21 protein-coding genes and 1 pseudogene are annotated in these 19,065 nt (G+C 59.0%); 14 read left to right on the top strand and 8 right to left on the bottom strand.

The features are described from left to right. Positions 1-290: 290 nt before the first annotated feature. Entirely contained in the window at positions 291-932 is a 642-nt protein-coding gene (locus tag LPA37_RS13590) for a cation transporter (protein WP_229012859.1), read from the bottom strand. Positions 933-1,541: 609 nt separating this feature from the next. Then, entirely contained in the window at positions 1,542-2,537 is a 996-nt protein-coding gene (locus tag LPA37_RS13585) for a LysR substrate-binding domain-containing protein (RefSeq protein WP_229012858.1), read from the bottom strand. A 105-nt stretch (positions 2,538-2,642) separates the two neighbouring features. Here LPA37_RS13585 and metC point away from each other — a divergent pair, with 105 nt between their 5' ends. The 8 genes from metC (at position 2,643) to LPA37_RS13545 (ending at position 9,283) form a co-directional block, all read left to right on the top strand. Then, positions 2,643-3,815 (top strand): cystathionine beta-lyase, encoded by a 1,173-nt coding sequence (metC, locus tag LPA37_RS13580; RefSeq protein WP_229012857.1) that lies wholly within the window; start codon positions 2,643-2,645, stop codon positions 3,813-3,815. Next, positions 3,812-4,693, top strand: coding sequence for an ABC transporter substrate-binding protein (locus tag LPA37_RS13575; protein WP_229012856.1), 882 nt, complete (start codon positions 3,812-3,814; stop codon positions 4,691-4,693). Before metC ends, LPA37_RS13575 begins: the two co-directional genes overlap by 4 nt. 3 nt (positions 4,694-4,696) lie before the next feature. Further along, the gene (locus LPA37_RS13570; protein ID WP_229012855.1) at positions 4,697-5,347 is read left to right on the top strand and encodes an amino acid ABC transporter permease; all 651 of its coding nucleotides are present in this window, start codon (positions 4,697-4,699) and stop codon (positions 5,345-5,347) included. Between the two features lie 8 nt (positions 5,348-5,355). Then, positions 5,356-6,114 (top strand): amino acid ABC transporter ATP-binding protein, encoded by a 759-nt coding sequence (locus tag LPA37_RS13565; protein ID WP_407672521.1) that lies wholly within the window; start codon positions 5,356-5,358, stop codon positions 6,112-6,114. A 192-nt stretch (positions 6,115-6,306) separates the two neighbouring features. Then, positions 6,307-7,476 (top strand): porin, encoded by a 1,170-nt coding sequence (locus tag LPA37_RS13560; RefSeq protein ID WP_229012854.1) that lies wholly within the window; start codon positions 6,307-6,309, stop codon positions 7,474-7,476. Positions 7,477-8,039: 563 nt separating this feature from the next. After that, the gene (locus LPA37_RS13555; RefSeq protein WP_229012853.1) at positions 8,040-8,324 is read left to right on the top strand and encodes a type II toxin-antitoxin system Phd/YefM family antitoxin; all 285 of its coding nucleotides are present in this window, start codon (positions 8,040-8,042) and stop codon (positions 8,322-8,324) included. Next, on the top strand, positions 8,324-8,665 hold the full coding sequence (locus tag LPA37_RS13550; protein ID WP_229012852.1) for a type II toxin-antitoxin system RelE/ParE family toxin: 342 nt from the start codon (positions 8,324-8,326) through the stop codon (positions 8,663-8,665). The genes LPA37_RS13555 and LPA37_RS13550 overlap by 1 nt, the downstream gene beginning before the upstream one ends. A 348-nt stretch (positions 8,666-9,013) precedes the next feature. Then, positions 9,014-9,283 carry a DUF1488 family protein gene (locus tag LPA37_RS13545; RefSeq protein WP_229012851.1) on the top strand — a complete coding sequence of 90 codons (270 nt, stop codon included), beginning with the start codon at positions 9,014-9,016 and terminating at the stop codon, positions 9,281-9,283. A 147-nt stretch (positions 9,284-9,430) separates the two neighbouring features. Here the strand turns inward: LPA37_RS13545 and LPA37_RS13540 are convergent, their stop codons facing one another. From LPA37_RS13540 to LPA37_RS13530, 3 genes are all read right to left on the bottom strand, one after another. Beyond that, positions 9,431-10,846, bottom strand: coding sequence for an ISNCY family transposase (locus LPA37_RS13540; protein WP_229012873.1), 1,416 nt, complete (start codon positions 10,844-10,846; stop codon positions 9,431-9,433). A gap of 333 nt (positions 10,847-11,179) precedes the next feature. After that, positions 11,180-11,653 carry an RES family NAD+ phosphorylase gene (locus LPA37_RS13535; protein WP_229012850.1) on the bottom strand — a complete coding sequence of 158 codons (474 nt, stop codon included), beginning with the start codon at positions 11,651-11,653 and terminating at the stop codon, positions 11,180-11,182. Further along, positions 11,650-12,078 carry an antitoxin Xre/MbcA/ParS toxin-binding domain-containing protein gene (locus LPA37_RS13530; protein WP_229012849.1) on the bottom strand — a complete coding sequence of 143 codons (429 nt, stop codon included), beginning with the start codon at positions 12,076-12,078 and terminating at the stop codon, positions 11,650-11,652. The genes LPA37_RS13535 and LPA37_RS13530 overlap by 4 nt, the downstream gene beginning before the upstream one ends. Before the next feature lie 458 nt (positions 12,079-12,536). Here LPA37_RS13530 and LPA37_RS13525 point away from each other — a divergent pair, with 458 nt between their 5' ends. From LPA37_RS13525 to LPA37_RS13515, 3 genes and pseudogenes are all read left to right on the top strand, one after another. Beyond that, positions 12,537-12,692, top strand: a complete 156-nt coding sequence (locus LPA37_RS13525; RefSeq protein WP_158380673.1) for a hypothetical protein — start codon at positions 12,537-12,539, stop codon at positions 12,690-12,692. 362 nt (positions 12,693-13,054) lie between these two features. Further along, entirely contained in the window at positions 13,055-13,420 is a 366-nt protein-coding gene (locus LPA37_RS13520; protein WP_229012848.1) for a hypothetical protein, read from the top strand. A gap of 87 nt (positions 13,421-13,507) precedes the next feature. Continuing rightward, positions 13,508-13,813, top strand: a pseudogene (locus tag LPA37_RS13515) (transposase); the annotation flags it as partial. Between the two features lie 21 nt (positions 13,814-13,834). Here LPA37_RS13515 and LPA37_RS13510 read toward each other — a convergent pair. From LPA37_RS13510 to LPA37_RS13500, 3 genes are read right to left on the bottom strand one after another with little or no spacing between them, the layout of a single operon-like run. Further along, positions 13,835-14,074 (bottom strand): hypothetical protein, encoded by a 240-nt coding sequence (locus LPA37_RS13510; RefSeq protein WP_229012847.1) that lies wholly within the window; start codon positions 14,072-14,074, stop codon positions 13,835-13,837. A 33-nt stretch (positions 14,075-14,107) separates the two neighbouring features. Next, the gene (locus LPA37_RS13505; protein ID WP_229012846.1) at positions 14,108-15,049 is read right to left on the bottom strand and encodes an electron transfer flavoprotein subunit alpha/FixB family protein; all 942 of its coding nucleotides are present in this window, start codon (positions 15,047-15,049) and stop codon (positions 14,108-14,110) included. Between the two features lie 13 nt (positions 15,050-15,062). Next, positions 15,063-15,812: an electron transfer flavoprotein subunit beta/FixA family protein gene (locus LPA37_RS13500; protein ID WP_229012845.1), complete on the bottom strand. Its 750-nt coding sequence runs from the start codon at positions 15,810-15,812 to the stop codon at positions 15,063-15,065. Between the two features lie 1,191 nt (positions 15,813-17,003). Between LPA37_RS13500 and LPA37_RS13495 the strand changes: the two genes are divergently transcribed. From LPA37_RS13495 to LPA37_RS13485, 3 genes are all read left to right on the top strand, one after another. After that, on the top strand, positions 17,004-17,918 hold the full coding sequence (locus LPA37_RS13495; protein WP_229012872.1) for a LysR substrate-binding domain-containing protein: 915 nt from the start codon (positions 17,004-17,006) through the stop codon (positions 17,916-17,918). Positions 17,919-17,994: 76 nt separating this feature from the next. Beyond that, entirely contained in the window at positions 17,995-18,480 is a 486-nt protein-coding gene (locus LPA37_RS13490) for a helix-turn-helix domain-containing protein (RefSeq protein WP_229012844.1), read from the top strand. After that, positions 18,411-19,031 (top strand): IS630 family transposase, encoded by a 621-nt coding sequence (locus tag LPA37_RS13485; protein ID WP_229012843.1) that lies wholly within the window; start codon positions 18,411-18,413, stop codon positions 19,029-19,031. Before LPA37_RS13490 ends, LPA37_RS13485 begins: the two co-directional genes overlap by 70 nt. Positions 19,032-19,065 lie beyond the last annotated feature (34 nt).

Below are 19,065 nucleotides of genomic sequence, written 5' to 3'. Positions count from 1 at the left end.
GCGGGCATATCTGCGCGGTAACGGTGGCGGGGCGGGTCATGGCAACGGCTGGCTGAATACTGTATGGATATACAGTGATTCTAGCGCAAAATTCCAAAGCCGCTGCGGTATTGCGGGAAACGGAATTTGTTGGACTACCGCGCAGTTAGCCAGGGTCGAAGGTCAAAAATTGACTGGCCTGGCTGGAAAGCCCTCTTGCTTCTATGGGACGCCGTCCCCCAACCGGTAGCTCGTCGTCATGTGCGGCGAGCTCGGCGGTACCCGATCAACGCGATGCCTGGACAATCGAGTCATTGCTGCCCGGTGACATTGCTGCCTTCGCGCCAATGGGCCATCCCCTCCGTTATTGCGTAGTAGACAATGACCAGTCCAGAGAGCGGGTCAGCCCACCACCATCCTAGAAGGGCATTCAAGGCCACGCCGACGAGCACGGCACCTGCCAGGTAGGCGTCAATTACGGTCACGCGCGATTCGGCGGTCAAGACCGGATTGTCGAGTTGTCGTCCCGTGACTTTCTTACCCCAGGCCAGGAGCAGCATCGCAAGCACTGTCACGGCAAGCCACACGATGCCGAGAACAGACGGAGCTGGGCGACCACCTGCGATAAGGATGTATACGGTTTGAACGATGACATAGGCTGCCAGCGCGAGAAAGGCTACACCGATCAGGCGCAGGGCAAGCTTTTCGTTATGTCGCTTGCTCTCGGTGAGGTGCCAGACGACGACCACAGACGCAAAGATTTCGATCAGTGAATCGAGACCGAATCCCGCCAACGCCACAGAGCCGGCTTGTAGCGCGGCAACGGCGACTACGACCACACCTACGACATTCCAGCCAAGGGTGACGTATTCGAGGTTAAGGCCGCACCGCAGCAAGCCCGCGCGAGACTGGTTGCTTGCAGCGCAAACATTCGCGGTATCGGGATTGTTCATCGTGGAATCTTTCAATGGGTGGAGTGGCATCACGAATCAAACTGCCGAGACAGTCGATAACTCAGCCGGCCGTCAGGTTTGGAACGAAACTGCTTCAAGGTGAAGTTTGACTTGAAATTGTCTGACACGTGGCGGCTCAACTCTTGGGCTTCAACCTGATAGTTTCGGCTCCGGCGTACGAAAAAGTCCGTCTCTTGAGAGTACCCCAACATAATTAAACAAACGTAGGCATCCGAAATTTATCGGCGGCCGGAATCAATAACGCAACGACCTCTTCGGCAAGTGCTCCGCCTGAATCGCCCTCTATCCGGGAGATCGCCGGTCAGATTGGAGCGACGCTGCGGCGAGCGAAGAAATCGCGGGATAAAGGGGCGGATAGCCCGTCTGACCTTCATTCGGTGCTGTGCTGTGCGCACTGGGGGCGATCTCTTGGGCACGCGCCGGATTGACCCGATAATAACGAGGTACTGCATGTGACCGGCGGGCTGGAATATAGCAACAGTTTATTGACCAGATAGCTTTTGCTGGCGACTGAACAGTGTCCATTGTTTAATTTCTTGTGTTCCTGCCGAGCCGTTTTTGCTCGCCGCATGACGGTTCGTCGTCGTCCTATTTCTTCGCCGCGCTACCGCGCGACACGCTCTTGCGACGTGTCTGGTTCGAAGCGGGGGGCTTCTGTCCCGTCAGATCAGGAGCAGCCATCGCCACCTCCAACGCTTTCTGGTCAAGCCCGAGTTGCATCCGCATCTGACGTAGAAACTGCCTGGCGTTCTCGGCCAGCGGCGTGCCGGGCCTGAACACGAGCACGCCGGTGAAGACCGCTTCGATGTCGATCGGTTTGACGACCAGACCACGTTCAACAAAATCCAGTGCAACGATCGGATGTGCGAGACCGATTCCTACCCCAGCGAGCGCGAGTTCGCAGACCGTATGGGAGTAGGGCGTCTCGACCAGCGGTTTTAGCGCAATGCCCAAGCTGGTCAGTTGAGTTTCCAGCCGCAAGCGCGTGCTGTCTTCGGGATTGAGTGCGATAAACGGCGTATCTACCAACTCTGCCGCCTTGATGGACGATCGCCCCGCGAGCGGGTGTCGCGCGCTCATCACCGCCACGCCGGGCATTCTGACGAACGCGGAATGCTCGAGACCGGCCATGGACATCTCGTCTGACATCAGACCGAAATCCACCTGCCCTGCCGAGACTTTCTCGTGAACCTCGCGCGAGCTCATTACCTGTAGCGAGATCTGCACGTCGCGCGCGGCGGCGTCGAATGCTGCAATGACTCGCGGCAAAAATCCCGTGCCCAATGCGGGTAGCGAGGCAATCGCCAGCCGTCCCAAACCATACGAGCGAAGACTGCGGATGCGGTGCTCGATGACTTCAAACCCAAGGAAATACCGGTCGACGTCGCGCATCAACGCGATGGCTTCCTGGGTTGGCACGAGGCGGCTGCGCACACGCTCGAACAGCTTGAAGTCCGCCATTGTTTCCAGGCGCCGGATCGCCTGACTGACGGCTGGCTGCGAAATCTCTAGCAGACCCGCTGCCTTACTCGTGCTGCCGGCCGTCATGACCGCACGGAACACTTCGATATCGCGTATCCCCATATAACCCCTGCTTATCGACCTAATTATTTCTGATGTTGAGTCAAACCCGCAGGTAAGTAAACTTCATTTCATCAATTTCGCTTCCCAAGGCACTTCAAGACAGCTATGAAAGACATCGACCAGAACCCGCCCGCTCATCAGCCGTTTCGCAGCCTCTCGCCCGCAGTCATGCGCGCCTCGACCGTCGTGTTCGATTCGCTGGCCGACTTCGCGCGCCGCAAGGAGCGGCAGCCGGACGGTTTCAGTTACGGGATTACCGGCACGCCCACCGCGCGTGAACTGGAGCGCCGGATCGCGGCACTCGAGGGTGGGGCCCACTGCGTGGTCACGCCGTCGGGCCAGTCCGCGTTGATGACGACGGTGATGGGCTTCGTTCGAGGCGGCGACCATCTGCTCGTCTCAGCCGCCTGTTACGGTGCGCTGAAGACGTTCGCACAGAACTGGCTGGCCCGATTCAACGTCGACGTGGAACTCTATCCGCCGGCGATCGGCGCCGACATCGAAAAGTATCTCAAGCCGAACACGAAGTTGATCTGCATGGAGTCGCCCGGCACGGTCACGATGGAAATGCCGGACATTCCGGCAATCGTGGCAGTGGCGAAGCGTCATGGTGTGATGACGATGATGGACAACACCTGGGCCAGCCCGCTCGCTTTCCGGCCGCTCGATCACGGCGTCGACTTCAGTGTCGAGGCGGCTACCAAGCTGTTCGGAGGCCACTCCGATTTGTTGCTGGGTTCGATCAGCATGAACGACACGGGCTATTACGCGACGCTGCGTGAAACGCAAAGCATTCTCGGGCAGCAGACGAGCCCTGACGACTGTTTCCTCGTACTGCGCGGACTTGAGACGTTACAGGTGCGGTTTGCCGCGCAGAGTCGCACCGCGCTGGAGATCGCCGAAGCCCTGGAGCGGCAGCCGGTGGTCGACAAGGTATTGTTTCCCGCGCTGGCGTCGGACACAGGCCACGACTTGTGGAAGCGGGACTTCAACGGCAATGGCTGTCTCTTTTCGCTGATTCTCAAGCCCGCACCGGAGCCAGCTTTCACCGCCTTTTTTGACGCATTGCAGCACTTTTCCATCGGTGCAAGCTGGGGCGGTGTGCACAGTCTCGCGGCCTACTACCCGGCGCCGTTGCAGGCGGACCGACCGTTCCCGCTAACCGATCAGCCCATCATCAGGCTTTCGATCGGACTGGAAGCTCCCGGGTTGCTGTTGCAGGACTTGCAGGCGGCGCTCGATGCGTTCGGGCGCGTGGCAGACGGAGCCGGCGCATGACCACCGAACATTCAAACCGAACTTTGGAGGAGAGCAAGATGAACCGATTTAAAAATTGGGTGCGCCAGACCCGATCCGCCGCCTGGCTCGTACTCGGCTTACTGGCCGGTGCGGTCACCCAGGCTCAGGCGGCCGATCTCCTCGCGAGCGCAAAATCAACCGGCGTGCTTCGTGTGGCCAATACGCAAAGCAGTCCGCCGTGGAGCCTGCTAGACAACAGTAACCAGCCTGCCGGATACGACGTCGAAATTGCCAAGGAGTTGGCGAAGCGGATCGGCGTGCCGAAGGTCGTCTTCGTCGCCGACTCGTTCAAGAATTTCGTCGAAGGGCTGAAGTCGGGCAAGTACGACATCGTGATGAACGACCTGACTCCGACACCCGAGCGCAGCAAGCAGGTTGACTTTGGTCTTCCGTACGGCGTGGAAGACTTCCGCATTTTCGTGCGGGTGGATAACACTGACATCAAGGGTCAGCGCGACCTGAAGGGTAAGCGTGTTGGGGTCACCACCGGCTCCAGCAACGAGACCTGGGCGCGGACGCATCTCAAGGACTCGGATATCCGTAGCTACGACAATGGTGGTCTCGTTTTCAGCGATCTGGGCACCGGGCGAATCGACGCGGTGATCATTTCGCACTTCGGCGGCATGAAGTACGCGAACGTGAACCATCTGCCGGTGAAAGAAGTGGGCGAGCCGCTTATCTATCAGTTGTCCGCGCCGGCGCTCGCGAAAAACCAGCCCGCGCTTCTGGCGGCAGTGAATAAGGCTATCGATAACATGATGGCTGATGGAACGGTCGAGCGCCTGGCAAAAAAATGGGTTGGGCCGAACTACGACATGGTCGGCACGATCGCGAAAGCCAAAGAGCAGAAGGAGTAGTCGATGCTGGAACTGTTCGTTCGCTCGCTTCCTTTGCTCAAGAGCGCGGTGCTGATGACCGTTTTTCTGGGACTGAGCTCCTTTGTATTGGGGTCGACGCTCGGTCTGCTTGTGGCATTGGCGCGCATCTCCCGTTTTGCCACGCTGCGCGCTCTGGCCTTTGCTTATGTTTCCGTATTCCGCGGCACGCCGCTGCTGGTACAGATTCTATTGATGTACTTCGGCTTGCCGCGCTACGGGATCGTGCTTGATCCCGTGCCTGCCGCGCTGCTTGCCCTGACGTTGTTTTCGGCGGCCTATCTGAGCGAAAACTTCCGCTCCGGTATCAACGCGGTGGACCGCGGCCAATGGGAAGCGGCGATGTCGCTCGGCATGGGTTACTGGAAAGCGATGTCGCGGGTCATTCTGCCGCAAGGATTGCGCATCGCCATCCCGCCGGTCGGCAGCCGGATGATTGCGCTGATCAAGGACACGTCGCTCGCCTCGACGATCACTGTGGTCGAGTTGACGCGTGTGGCTGATCAGGTCGGTGCCTCGACGTTCCGCTACATGGAGATGTTCCTGATGGTCGGTTTCATCTATTGGCTTATCAACCAGATCCTGACGATTGTGCAAACGATCCTTGAGAACCGCGTGTCGAGGCGCTTCCAGTGAATAGAGATATCAATACGATTACCGTACGAGGGCTCGCCAAATCGTTCGGCACGAACAAGGTACTGCAAGGTGTGGATTTCAGCGTCAGGCAGGGCGAGGTAGTTGTCATCATGGGCCCGTCGGGTTCCGGCAAAACGACGCTTCTGCGGTCGCTGAATTTCCTGGAGATGCCGGACGTGGGGTCCATCACGGTGTGTGGCATTGAAGTCGTGCGTGACGGTACGCCGAAAACGTCGCGAGACGATCAGAAGAAGATCAAGGCAATCCGCCAGCGTACCGCGATGGTTTTTCAATCCTTCAATCTGTTCCCTCATCGCACCGCGCTGGAAAACGTGACGGAAGGGCTGGTCAGCGTCAAGCGCATGAAAAAAAGCGAAGCCGTCGAGCGTGGCATGCGCCTGCTCGACCGGGTGGGTCTGGCGGCGAAGGCACACGAGTACCCGGCGCGTCTTTCCGGCGGGCAGAAGCAGCGCGTCGCGATTGCTCGCGGGCTGGCGATGGAGCCTGAAGTCATTCTCTTCGACGAACCGACCTCCGCACTCGATCCGGCGCTTCGCGAGGACGTGCTCGTGGTGATGCGCGAGCTCGCCAAAGAAGGGATGACGATGCTCGTCGTCACTCATGAAGTGCGCTTTGCGCAGGACGTCGCCGACCGGGTCGTGTTCATGGACGGCGGGGTGGTCGTCGAGGATACGACACCTGAAGCTTTCTTTGGCGGCTCGGGCAGTCCCCGGGTGCGCCAGTTCCTGAATCTCATCGAGATTTAGCGGCCACTTCCGCAGATGCGCCGTCGCGGCCCCAGCGGCTGACGGCGCGCGGGAAAAAAACTGACTACTGGAGAACGACGCGCCGTCCGGCGCGGTGGTTCGTCACGTCCCGCGAAATCGAGTTTAAGCGGTACCTCGGGCAATAGCTCACGCAACACCATAAACAGCAATACGACTCCTGGAGAATCGAAGATGAAACGTACAGTCACATCGCTGATCGCCGTCGGCTCAATGTCGGTCGCGGCCACGGCGCATGCACAAAGCAGTGTCACCCTCTACGGGACCGTCGACGCCGGCATCGCCTACGTGCACAACGCAGCGGGAACGAATGGCGCGAATCAGAGCACATTGGTGAAGTTCTCCAGCGGCACGATGTCGGGCGGCCGTTGGGGGCTGCGTGGGACAGAGGATCTGGGCAATGGCCTGCTCGCGCTGTTTCAGCTCGAAAACGGCTTCAATGCGGGGACCGGCGTGCTGAATCAGGGCGGCCGTGAGTTCGGCCGCAAGGCGGTGGTCGGGCTGAGTGGCGCGAATTGGGGCACGGGTACGCTCGGCCGGCAATACGATCCGGTCGTGGATGTGGTTCAGCCGCTGACCGGCGATTCGTACTTCGGCGGCACCTTTGCGACGCCGGGTGACGCGGACAACTACGACAACAGCCTGCGTGTCAGCAACTCGGTCAAGTACATCAGTCCGACTTATCGCGGTTTGAGCTTTGAGGCTTTGTACGCGTTCGGCGGAGCGGCTGGCAGCGTGGCAGAGGGGCAGACCTACAGTGCGGGCGCCAGCTATACGCAAGGACCGTTTGCGCTGGCGGCCGGCTATTTCTATGCGAATGGCGGCCGTACCGCGACCAACGGTGTGCGCACGTGGACCAGCTCGTCCGATTCGCTGTTCAGCACCGTGGTGAATCAGGGCTATGCATCGGCCAGGTCGATCCAGATTGCGCGAGTTGGTGCGCGATACGTGCTGGGCGCGCTGACCCTGGGCCTGTCATACAGCAATATGCAGTATGGTCGCGACAGCCTGTCGACGTTCGGCGAGACCGAAAAATTCAACTCGGGTGCAGTGCTGGCCGCGTACCAGTTCACGCCGGCTTCACGCGCGGCGTTCGGGTACAACTATACGAAATCGGATGGCGCTGCTTCGGCGAGTTATAACCAGTTCAATATCGGCTACGACTACGCATTGTCAAAACGCACCGAGCTGTATGCGTTAGCGGGCTACCAGAAGTCCAGCGGGACAACGCTGAATAGCTCAGGCCGTGTGATCGCGGCTAATGCATCGATCGGATCGTACGGCGTCAATTCCGGCTCGGATACGCAGGCACTGGCCGCGGTTGGGATCCGCCACAAGTTCTGACGGAAGTGTACTGACGAGGTTCGTGCTACGGCCGCGCCGTCCTTCGAGGGGCAAGGTCGTTCGAACTCGTCTCTCGCCTGGATCGTCAATTCGTCGTGTGGGACATCGGCTTTGCATTGTGCCTCTGGCACCACCGTAGTGTGCCGGTGACAAAAAGCGAAGGCAGCGTGAAGCCGGTCATGATCATGGGGATACGTCGCTCCAGCCAGTTCTTAACCGCTACGCAGCGGATTTTAGCCCTCGAACACATCGGAGTCGTTCGCAATATCTCGTGTGCCTGCAATTGCACCCAAATAGGGGGCGAGTTCTAGCGACTAGACGTGGTTCGCCTGGACTGCGGACAGGTCCTGCCCGAGCAAGGTGACCCGTTAGGCGGGCGAAGCAGGATAGGGCGGCGCATTCTTGGCGACCAATGAATGGCGTCGAGCTGCAGCGTATTTTGTTGATGGGTAAATCGAGCCCCCAGGGGCAGTTCACGAGCGGCCCAGCCTGACTCAGGATTTTGCATAAAAACTGAATTTAGTCTATATTCGGTCTAACTGAGGCGACGAACGGAGGATCAGATGCGCTTGGCAGACCACGTAAAGCCAATCAGCTACCTGAAAAGCGACGCAGCGCAGATTGTCAAGGATTTGACGGCTTCTGGCGAGCCGCTGCTTATCACGCAGAATGGCGAAGCGAAGCTCGTCGTTCAGGACGTGCAAAGCTATGAGGACACCCAGCAAACGCTGGCGCTGCTCAAGATTCTGGCCTTGGGCCAGAAGGACATCGACCAGGGGAAATTCAGGGATGCAGACGCGTTTCTCGCCGAACTCGACGACCTTGACCGGAAGGAGCAGATACGCTGATGGGGCAGACGAAGTTCAAGCTCCTGGTTCTCGGCGAGGCGCAGGAGGATACGAAGGATTTGCGTCGCTACATCCTCAAAAGCTTCGGTGCCGAGACGTGGAAGCAGACGTCCGCGGAATTGACCGTCACGTTTAGCAATATCAGGCAGTTCCCACAGAGCGGTTATGTCCCGGCCGAGCTTGCAGATTTCGGCGGTCTGAATTTCCGGGAAGCCTCGAGCGGACAGAACCGGGTTATCTATGAGGTGCGCGACGACATGATTTACATTCACGTCGTCACCGATACGCGCCGCGATCTCCGAACGCTTCTCCAGAAACGACTATTGCGCTCCCGCTGGTAAATTCAGCCTTATGGGTGTTTTCACGTTGTAGTGTCGGACCACTCGCCAGATGGCGGCACACGCGTACTCCCGGAAAAGCTCACCAAAACGGGGAATGTTGATTTCCAATACGCGACTAACCGGCTATCCCGGCTACGTACACCACAGAACACAAACCCGTCTACAACACAACGGCCGCCTGAAAAATAACGAGCAGACACGTCGCCTGGCGATTAACGATAACGAATACCTGGCGAGGCTGAACCGTTGCGCCATTGACGATTGCGCTGCTTTCAACTTCTGGTAGATTTATCGCTGCGCGGCCCAGTACAAATAGAAACGCCGTGAATCATATCGTCGAGGTGCGTCATGGAAGTTCTTGATCGCGCGCCCGCCGTCTCGCCGGACGGACGCGCCGTGGTTTTCATGCTAGCGATCCGCGGCCGCGAGGTCGAAGGCGCAATTGCGCGTGACGCACTCGAAGAGCATTTCTGGCTACCGCGTAGCGCCGACGCGACGCGCACGCTCAAAACATTTGAAAGCGGCCGCAACCGCATCGTCGCGGTCGCACAAAGAAAGTTACTGGCGCGGCCCGATGAGCCGCTGCGGCTGACCGTCAACGATTTCCTGACCCGGTAACCCGACGTTGGCTGGCGATGACTGTTGGGTTGATGCGCGTCTGATGGCTGCATAAAAAAGCACGATCGTTCATGTCCATGTCGAGGCTGGTTTCAAATGTCCGGGTCTGGACTTTTTAGAAATGTCCGGTTCTGAGGTTCAGAAATCTTATCTGGAAGGGCTTTTAAACACCGAGCCTGCCCGCGTTCCGGCAGTTCTCAGGATCGCCTCATTCAGCTCTTCACGCGTCAGTTCCCGCTGCTTGCGGGTGCCCACCTTGCGCTCCTTCGGTCGCGGCGCTTCGCCCTGATTCGTCCTCGATGGCGAGCCCGATGCGCGCCGGTCATCACGCTGCGCCTGGATCACCTGCGCCATCTGCAACGTGTGTCCCAGCCGCTTGTTGTCGACCACCGCCGCCTGATCAATCTCCGAGAGCCGGTCATACGGCACACAGGGCAGGGCAGCGCCATTGACCCGGACCTCGATGCGCCCGTCCGGATACTCGAACACGTCCAGATAACTGTGAATGAGGCTGCGGTTTGCCACCGTGTCTTCAAGCAGATAGATCACCCGGTCGTACTGCACCGTCAGCACCTTCGACACGCGCCGCGGCACGCGACATGTCAGGATCAGGTCCAGATCGTCTTCCGCACGCAGTGGCCGGTGCGCATCGAATGTGCTCTTCGGAACCTTGCCGAACCGGCCATTAAAGTCAGCGATGAAGTGGGGCGCATAAGCGTTGGCCGCCTCCTTCGTGCTGATGCCGCGTAGCCGCAGTTCCTTCACGAGGCGATCCTGCAACGTCAGATTGGCGCGCTCGACGCGCCCCTTGGCCTGACTGCTGTTGGCGCAGAACGTATCGACATTCAGTTCATACAACGCCCGGCCGAACTGCGTCACGCCCTTGCCAGGCGTCACCGAATGGCTATTGCAATGAAACACGCTCGCCTTGTCGCTATACAGCGCGACCGGTTTGCCATGCTGTTCCAGGTAGCTACGCATCGCCTCAAAGTAGCTGAAGGTCGACTCGGTCGCCGTGAAGTGCAGCGCCATCAGCCGGCTGGTCGCATCGTCGATGAATACCAGCAGCGTGCACGCCGGCGCGCGCTCCTCGAACCAGCGATGATCGCTGCCGTCGATCTGGATCAGCTCGCCCAGGCAGGCGCGGCGGTTTCTCGGCTGGTGGAGTTTCGGCGGCCGCTGTTTGCGTGGGATCCATAGCCCGGCATCGCGCATCCAGCGCCGCACGGTTTCCTTCGCCAGCACCACGCCATGACATTCGGCCAGCTTCTCGCACGCCAGCGTCGGCCCGAAATCCGCGTAGCGCTCACGCACCAGCGCCATGGCCCGTGCCCGGACATCCACCGGCAGTTCGCGGTTACTCGGTTGCCCACGCCGCGCCGATACCAGTCCAGCCGGTCCTGCAGCCTCGTAGCGCCGCACCAGCCGGCTGACCTGACGCTCACACAGCTGCAGCCGCTCAGCCGCCAGCACGACCGTCAGCCGCCGCCGGACGACCGCGTCGATGATCTTCACACGCTCGAGCTCGTGCATGCTGATCGTGATGAATCCACGTCCGTTCATGTCCGGCTCCCGGGCTGTGCTCATGCCGCAGCATGCGCCACAGCCGCCGGCCCGGAGCCGGGAACCGGACATTTCTAATGAGCCAGAACCAGACATTACTAAAAAGCTCTGACATGTCCAAATGTTGATCATAAACATTATGTCAAATCAACCGGGGAATTTAAGAAAAACTGACAGCCGTGTCGGCTTTGGCAACCAGACATGGAGAATACAAGAAGACGCTGCACTGGCCATTGCGAGTGGCGATTGCGAACTAAACTGGAAGCCACGTCGCAGTCATTTCCGTTGAGGAGCAAAGTGTCGAGGCGAGGCTAGCCGAGCACCCATCGTAATCTAGGAGTGTCCGACCGTCGGCATCACAAAGAGGCGTTCATCCCACACCACGGGTTGCGGCTCGGTCACAACAATCCGCGTCGCGTCTGGGTGTGCGGGATTGACCAGCACGTTGAACTCTGCACGGACGACGACAGAAGGGACAATCAGGAGCGCGGTACGCGACTCGGTCAGCCAGGCGTCGCCGAACTCCCTTGCCGCCTGCAGTGCTGCCGCATCCCATCCTCCTGGCAACGATCCGGCCGAATGGAGTTCGACGCGAATATCGTCGGGAACCGCTGCTTCAACCCATCCGTGAGTCTTCGGTACCTTGCCGATGCGCGCATGAACAAGAACCTCGAGCATCGCACCGGCGAAGGTCGACGCGGCGTAGATGACCGGTCGCCCCGGACTATTGAAGCGGCCGCCCACCAGCATCGCACCGGTGCCGCTCCAGACCGTATGTCGAGTGTCGGCGATTCGAAACAACTTCACGCCGGCAATCCATAAAACAGTTTCCAGAGCAGCTCTTCGACCCGGCGCGCGCCGAGTTCGGTCAGCGCAACATCGAGTGGCGCCCGCCCTTCGAGCTCCGGGTGCGGCGTCGACAGGAATTCCCGCGCGTCCTCTTCGTCGTTCCAGACGTAGGCCGTCGTCGCTACGATCCTGGCCAGCCGCTCAGTCTTTTCCGATTCGTCTGGCGTCAGCCGATCGCGACGCCGCTTATAAGTCGCTTCGGGGATGATGCGGGCAAGTAGCGCACGCCGGGCGTCAGCGCCCTGCGTCGCATGTTCGACGCCCGCGCGCAGCGCGGACTTGGGCAGTCCGTCGCGGACAAGTGCTTCGAGTTCCGCGAGCGTGTGCGGGACCTGCCGCAGTTCCATGACTGCGGCCACTGCCTCAGGCGTAATCAGTGCCATGCGACTCCCGACAAAAGTATCAGTTGATACCTAATTATAGCGCAATTGATACTGTCCGCAAACCCGTCTTCAACTAGCAGGCTCCAGCGGCGAGACTGTCGAGACTGCTTCCTCGACATCGTCAATGCCTGCGAATCACCCACATAGCATGACGGCCCGTTACGGCCTGCAGAAGTCCTTCATACGCGAAATGCTCAAGCAATTAAGCATCTGCTCGCGACGGGATGTCGCACCGGGCATACGGATAAACCATTTATAGTGCACTGCACAAGCCCCTGTAATCGGTAGATGCGGTCTAATGGTTGTGTTATACTGCGCTGCACAAATTTCGTTCGGCAAGCGCGATTCGACGACCGCGTCGGGCGTTGCCGGGTTGCGGACCGAGATGCGCTGAAGTTGAGTCGACACTTCTGTCAGCTACGCCCAGTATCTGTCTACATCATCAAAATGAGGTCCTTGTGAAATACCTTACCCGCATCGCCGCGTCTGGAGCACTCCTGGTCGTCGCTCTCGGTATCGTCACCGTCGCCCAGATCAAGTTCGCGCCGCAATCCGCAGACAACAACCCGGTCGCACGGATCGTCCTGAACGTCGAATCGCAACTGAACGGTTGAGAGACTCCACCGCCGTATGTAGCTCGCGCCCGCAGGCAAAGAAAAACCCGCCAGGCTCCGGGCAGGTCGCCAATCGTCAATTCGAGACGCTTCATCGTGGCCTCGTGAGACAGGCAATCTTTCCCCTTCGACGTTTCGATTATCAGAAACTTGAAGAGCGTGTCGCCACACTGATCCAGCGCAAGCCAGCCCTCCCCGCCCTGCGCAAATTGTCACCTGAAGGCATGGGCGAATCCAGAATTTGTGCAGCAGCCTCCTGCACAAATTGAAGCCTCTTTGGCCCGGTAAACATAGGATTACGAATTAAACGTCGATCCCTTTAATTATGTCAAACCGTTTCGCGGAAGGAATGTGAGGCGCAGTTGGTTGAACGGTTAGGAAAAAACGATAAGGTCCGTGCAGAGTTGAAGGCGCAGCACAACGATCAGGCTTTCGTAGACGCGGCGTTCAATCGGCTGGACGTTGTGCGAGAGTTGGACGGGATGAGAGGATCGGCCTTGGCACGAGGCAAACTCGGCGCGTTTTTGATCGCCTGCAAGGTGCTGGCGATTAATGCAGCCGATCCAGATAACGATCCCATGATGCAGATGTTGTGCGCTCGCTTGTTGTCGGCCCGGTTGCAAAAGGCACGCTCGAATCCGGGTTTCTACGATGCGTTTTCGGGATACTTGGGCGAAGTGGAAACGTTGTTTCATGAGGCGATAGCGCGCAATCGCGGTGTCGCCTGAAGCTGCACGTGCGCGGATCATTGCCCGCTAACGCAACGGAAAAGCACTCGCGCCGGTAGCGGGGGCCACAGAGGAAAGTGGAGAACGGACATTCTCGAGCGCAAGCAAATCAATGTCGTCTCCGACATGCTGCAGCAGTGGTGCACCAACGTTATGCGTTCGAAGGTCGAACCGATGAAGGACGTCGTGCGATTGATTCGCCGACACTTCGACGGCATCGTCGCCTGGACCCAGACCCGCCAGACGAACGGCTTCATCGAAGCCATCAATGGACTGTTTCAGGCCGCCAAGCGCAAGGCACGCGGATACGCTCGCTTCGAAACCATGCGAACGGTCCTGTTTCTCATCGCAGGCAAACTCGACTTCTCCGCCTTCAACTCGCATGCCCGCTGAAGGCCGTCACCCACTCCGTTTTCAAAAGAGCCATAATTCTTGCGTGGCTTTCCTCGCGATCCGAATAGCATTGTCGAAGCTATTATCCGTGGCAAGGTGTCTGTTGTCGACGCTCACGAACCAGTTGTCACCGCTGCAGCACCAGCGAATTCGCTTCTCCTCAAGGAGCAGAGCGAACCACCGCCAAATTAAGGCATCTTCGGCGTTAGCGGCCAATGCCGCCACCGCTCGGATATGACCCATCTCGCTCAGATTGCTCACTTGCCACCTCTTTGGACGTTGATTTTTCCCGCACTACACTCGAGACAGTGTTGCCTCGAACTCCGGCACGACCGTGAAGAGATCGCCCACCAGACCGTAATCAGCGACGCTGAAGATCGGCGCTTCCGGGTCCTTGTTGATCGCCACGATCACCTTCGAGTCCTTCATGCCCGCCAGATGCTGGATCGCACCCGAGATGCCCACCGCCACGTACAGTTGCGGCGCCACGATCTTGCCGGTCTGGCCGACCTGATAGTCGTTCGGCACGAAACCCGCATCGACCGCCGCGCGCGAGGCGCCCAGCGCTGCGTTCAGCCTGTCGGCGAGCGGCTGGAGCACCTTCGTGTAGTTCTCGCCACTGCCCAGCCCCCGCCCGCCCGACACGATGATCTTCGCCGAGGTCAGCTCCGGCCGGTCCAGCTTCGTCACTTCGCGGCTCACGAACTGCGACAGGCCTGTATCGGCTGCGGCTTCGATCTTGTCCACCGTCGCGCTGCCGCCTTCTGCTGCAACCGGGTCGAAACCGGTCGTGCGTACCGTGATCACCTTGATCGCATCTTGTGACTGGACCGTGGCGATCGCGTTGCCCGCGTAGATCGGGCGCTCGAACGTGTCGGCGCTGTCTACAGCCGTGATGTCGCTGATCTGCGCGACGTCGAGCTTCGCGGCGATACGCGGCGCAATGTTCTTGCCGTAAGCGGTAGCCGGCGCGAGGATATGCGAGTAGTCCTTCGCGATGTTCAGCACCGTCGCTTCGACGTTTTCGGCGAGACCTTCAGCGAGTTGCGGCGCGTCGGCCAGCAGCACTTTCGAAACGCCCGCGATTTTCGCGGCTGCGTGCGCTGCCGCCTGCGCATTGTGACCTGCAACCAGCACGTGAATATCGCCACCAGTCTTCTGCGCCGCTGCGATCGTGTTCAGCGTCGCGGCCTTGATCGACGCACTGTCGTGTTCCGCTATTACAAGATTCGTCATTTCGTCGGTCTCCTCACAGCACCTTGGATTCGGCCTTCAACTTCTCGACCAGCGTCTTCACGTCCGGCACCTTAACACCCGCCGTGCGCTTCGGCGGCTCGGCCACTTTCAGCGTTTTCAGGCGCGGTGTGACGTCGACACCGAGGTCTTCCGGCTTGAGCGTTTCGAGCGGTTTTTTCTTCGCCTTCATGATGTTCGGCAGCGTGACATAGCGCGGCTCGTTCAGGCGCAGATCCGTCGTAACGACAGCCGGCAACGTGAGCGACAGCGTTTCGGCGCCGCCATCCACTTCGCGCGAAACCGTGGCTTTACCATCGGCGACAACCACTTTCGACGCGAACGTCGCCTGCGGCAAACCCGCCAGCGCGGCGAGCATCTGCCCGGTCTGGTTCGAATCGTCGTCGATAGCCTGCTTGCCGAGAATGACCAGTTGCGGCTGCTCCTTATCGACCAGCGCCTTGAGCAGCTTCGCCACCGCCAGCGGCTGCAGTTCTTCCGTCGACTCGACCAGGATGGCGCGATCCGCGCCGATGGCCAGCGCCGCGCGCAGCGTTTCCTGCGACTGCGTGACACCCGCCGACACGGCGATCACTTCCGTCGCCACGCCCGCTTCTTTCAGACGCACGGCTTCTTCCACCGCGATTTCATCGAACGGATTCATGGACATCTTCACGTTCGCGATGTCGACGCCCGTGCCGTCCGACTTCACTCGGACTTTCACGTTGTAGTCGACCACTCTTTTGACTGGCACAATAATCTTCATGGTTGCTCTCCAATCGGCTTGCACGCTAGTGTGCTTACTCGAACCGAGGGTTGGAATTTGGCATTCTGGAACACAGCATTTCAGCCAGTCGAATGCACGCGCCAGCCAATAGGGAAAGGTATGTGGGTGAATTCACGTGGGCCAAACCCGTTAACTCCAGCCTAATCGCGCATTCCGCAATCAGTAATTGAGCGACGACTTTTGCTGATGCACGCTATCACTCATCAAAGCACGGCAATCGATCAGCCCTGCGTGGCGCGACGGCTACCCGTTTTTATCAACCTACCAAAACTCGTCATCATGTCAGTCAACTGGCCGGGAAACAATCTTCGAGCACTTCAAAGCCGCTGACGTGCGGCAAGTGGCATACGTGCCCGCCGCGGGGCACAAACTTCTTATCGACCTCTGCGAGAGCAGACGCCGAAATCCATGCGGTTCCCTGACCACCGAAGAAGAAGGGGTGGTCATGATGGGGCGGCGCATGGGTCGGTAGCCAGCGCGGCGTACTGCTGCTGCAGTCGAGTGGCGTGGGTAATTGCATCAATATGCTCTCGCTGCAACACGAATGCCGCATGCCCATCGTGATGCTGGTCACCATGCGCGGAAAGTGGGGCGAATTCAATCCTTGGCAAGTCGCCATGGGCAAATCGACCCAGGAAGCCCTTGAATCGGCCGGCGTTAATGTCTGCCGCGCGGATGATGCCGCTGAATTTTACGGAGTTTTGCAGCCTCTTTCGAATTTCGAGTGGGTAACGCGGGTTGTCGGTCGGGAAAATGAGTGGGTCAATGGCGGACGGGACGTCCGGCGAAGCGAACCATTGACGCGCTCACTTTCCCAAACAAGCTCGAGGGCTTGGGGCTGGCAAAGCCTTGCTGCGCCGGCCCCCGAGCCCGTCCGGCGACGAGGACTTCCCCGCCTTGGGGCGGGGTTAGGGGTGGGGCATTGTCACCCACGCACCCCGGAGTGCTCAAAAAGTGTGCAAATTCTTACCCACTCCATTTTTGAAAGAGCCGTTTTGCATAATTAGTAAAATTAGTATCATGCAAGTCATCTGCAATATCCTGCCACTATTCCCGATTCCGATTCCGGAAAATATTTGTGAGAACATCGCAGATACTGATTTGCGGATTTCTGCGATTTGCTACATTCAATCTACGGGGCATCTTTCATTCGGAGCACGTATCATGGCCATGCATTTCGATCTGGTCGATCTTCGTCTCATCACATGTATTGCTGAGACGGATAGCTTGACACGTGGTGCCGAGCGGTTTCATATGTCCGTACCCGCAGCGAGCACCCGGATCAAGAATCTGGAAGAAAGCATGGGAGCCAAACTGCTGTATCGGACCAGCCAGGGAGTTACCCTCACGCCACCGGGTCAGGCGTTCCTTCACCACGCCCGGCTCGTCCTGTCGCAGCTCGAACAGTTGCGTGGCGACATGCAGGAGTACGCGCGCGGCATCAAAGGTCATGTCCGAATCTTCGCGAACACCACGGCTACGACTGAATTCCTACCTAACGACCTGCGAGACTTTCTCGCCGAACACCCCGACGTAAACGTCGAGCTTCGCGAACGGCTGAGCCATGACGTGGTGCGCGCAGTCAGTGAAGGCACTGCGGACGTCGGGATAGTCGCTGGCAATGTCAGGCCCGAATCTCTGCAAGTCCTGCCGTACCGCTCAGACCGGCTCATATTGGCGGTCTCGAATTCGCACCCCCTCGCCAGAATGACGTCCATTCCATTTGAAGAGGCAAGCGGTTTTGACTTCGTCGGAATGCCCGAAGCTAGCGCGATTCATACCTTTCTGAACCGCGTCGCAAGCGACATGCACAAGAAACTTCAGGTGCGAATTGAAGTAGGTAACTTCGAGGCGTTGTGCCGGATGATCGAGGCTAACGTCGGGATCGGGGTGTTGCCTTGCTCGTCAGCGATACGCTACGTCAAAACCATGAACATCCGGCTCGTTGAAATCGAGAACGACTGGGCGACGCGCAACCTGCTGATTTGCGTGCGCAACCTCGACCTGTTGCCGTCTTTCACGCGGGAACTGGTCGACCTCCTTACGCAGAAGTGCAAAACCGATCATGAGCCCCAACTGGCGTGAACGTCAGCAGTTAAACACGACGACATAAATATTGCAGCATGTATGATTGCATGGTCATTTCTTTTGAGAGACGACCATGCGCAAGCTGGAAATTGCAGATGCAGAAATCATGCAGTTGGCGATTCGGCAGGAAATCGAGCGGAGGGAGGAGTCGCGATATGACCATCGGCTGCACGGAGTGCTACTGGTCAGCAACGGGTACTCGTGCACCGAAGTGGGCCAGTTATTGGGTCAGGCCGCCACGACAGTGCAGCGATGGGTGCGACGCTTCGAGCAGGGCGGTTTCGACGGATTGCGGGAAGGCGAACGACCCGGACGTCCGCGTGCGTTGGACGACTCGCAATGGCATCGCATTGAGGCGGATCTGCGCAGGACACCGCGCGACTTCGGATTTGAAGCGGGCCTGTGGGATGGACCCGTCCTGTCCGAACATTTGCGCAAGCGCTACGGGATCAAGCTGGGCGTCGGCAGTGCCAGCGACTATTCAGGCAGATGGGTTTTCGGCTGCGCAAGCCGCGCCCGCAGGTTGCGCAGTCTGATCCTGTCCGCGTTGCGGCGGTAAAAAAACTGCGCCGGCTGGCAAGACGCGAAGACATTGAGCTATGGAGCCTGGACGAATGCCATTTCCAGCAACACGGATCGCGCTGTCGCATGTGGGTTGCGCCGGAGATCCACGATCCGGTGCTGCTGCATGCGCCGACGCGCAAATCGGTGGCGTGCTTTGGCGCCGTCAGCCTGAGCACTGGCCGCTTCGTCTGGCAGGTGTGCCCTGTGTTCAACGCAGAAACGTTTGCGTCCTTTCTGCGCCAGCTACTGCGCCATCGACGTCGCGGCAAGCGCATCGTCGTCGTGCTGGACAACGTCACGTACCACCATGCCATCCTGCTCAAGCCGTTACTGAGCAAGTACAGTTGCCACCTGACCTTGTTGTTCCTCCCGCCATACAGCCCGCAACTGGCGCCTATCGAACGCGTATGGAAGCTGACACGGCGCCTGTCGCGACATAACCGGTACTTCGCCACGCTCGCCGAAGTCCTCTCGGCGGTTGACGCCTGCTTCCAGCACTGGAAGAGACCAAGCGAGGTGCTGCGGAGACCATGCTGTATTATTTAAGACGCTGTGTTTAGTCTGCGTTTAAAGCCCTCTT

The sequence above is a fragment of the Paraburkholderia gardini genome (assembly GCF_907164545.1).
In the GTDB taxonomy this organism is placed as follows: Bacteria; Pseudomonadota; Gammaproteobacteria; order Burkholderiales; family Burkholderiaceae; genus Paraburkholderia; species Paraburkholderia gardini.
This window is presented reverse-complemented; position numbering and strand designations above follow the sequence as displayed.

Bases quoted from the DNA above. Each gene is read 5' to 3' on its own strand.
- LPA37_RS13590 (WP_229012859.1), bottom strand. From the start codon at position 932: ATGAACAATCCCGATACCGCGAATGTTTGCGCTGCAAGCAACCAGTCT.
- LPA37_RS13585 (WP_229012858.1), bottom strand. From the start codon at position 2,537: ATGGGGATACGCGATATCGAAGTGTTCCGTGCGGTCATGACGGCCGGC.
- metC (WP_229012857.1), top strand. From the start codon at position 2,643: ATGAAAGACATCGACCAGAACCCGCCCGCTCATCAGCCGTTTCGCAGC.
- LPA37_RS13575 (WP_229012856.1), top strand. From the start codon at position 3,812: ATGACCACCGAACATTCAAACCGAACTTTGGAGGAGAGCAAGATGAAC.
- LPA37_RS13570 (WP_229012855.1), top strand. From the start codon at position 4,697: ATGCTGGAACTGTTCGTTCGCTCGCTTCCTTTGCTCAAGAGCGCGGTG.
- LPA37_RS13560 (WP_229012854.1), top strand. From the start codon at position 6,307: ATGAAACGTACAGTCACATCGCTGATCGCCGTCGGCTCAATGTCGGTC.
- LPA37_RS13555 (WP_229012853.1), top strand. From the start codon at position 8,040: ATGCGCTTGGCAGACCACGTAAAGCCAATCAGCTACCTGAAAAGCGAC.
- LPA37_RS13550 (WP_229012852.1), top strand. From the start codon at position 8,324: ATGGGGCAGACGAAGTTCAAGCTCCTGGTTCTCGGCGAGGCGCAGGAG.
- LPA37_RS13545 (WP_229012851.1), top strand. From the start codon at position 9,014: ATGGAAGTTCTTGATCGCGCGCCCGCCGTCTCGCCGGACGGACGCGCC.
- LPA37_RS13540 (WP_229012873.1), bottom strand. From the start codon at position 10,846: ATGAACGGACGTGGATTCATCACGATCAGCATGCACGAGCTCGAGCGT.
- LPA37_RS13530 (WP_229012849.1), bottom strand. From the start codon at position 12,078: ATGGCACTGATTACGCCTGAGGCAGTGGCCGCAGTCATGGAACTGCGG.
- LPA37_RS13505 (WP_229012846.1), bottom strand. From the start codon at position 15,049: ATGACGAATCTTGTAATAGCGGAACACGACAGTGCGTCGATCAAGGCC.
- LPA37_RS13500 (WP_229012845.1), bottom strand. From the start codon at position 15,812: ATGAAGATTATTGTGCCAGTCAAAAGAGTGGTCGACTACAACGTGAAA.
- LPA37_RS13495 (WP_229012872.1), top strand. From the start codon at position 17,004: ATGCATTTCGATCTGGTCGATCTTCGTCTCATCACATGTATTGCTGAG.
- LPA37_RS13490 (WP_229012844.1), top strand. From the start codon at position 17,995: ATGCGCAAGCTGGAAATTGCAGATGCAGAAATCATGCAGTTGGCGATT.
- LPA37_RS13485 (WP_229012843.1), top strand. From the start codon at position 18,411: ATGGGTTTTCGGCTGCGCAAGCCGCGCCCGCAGGTTGCGCAGTCTGAT.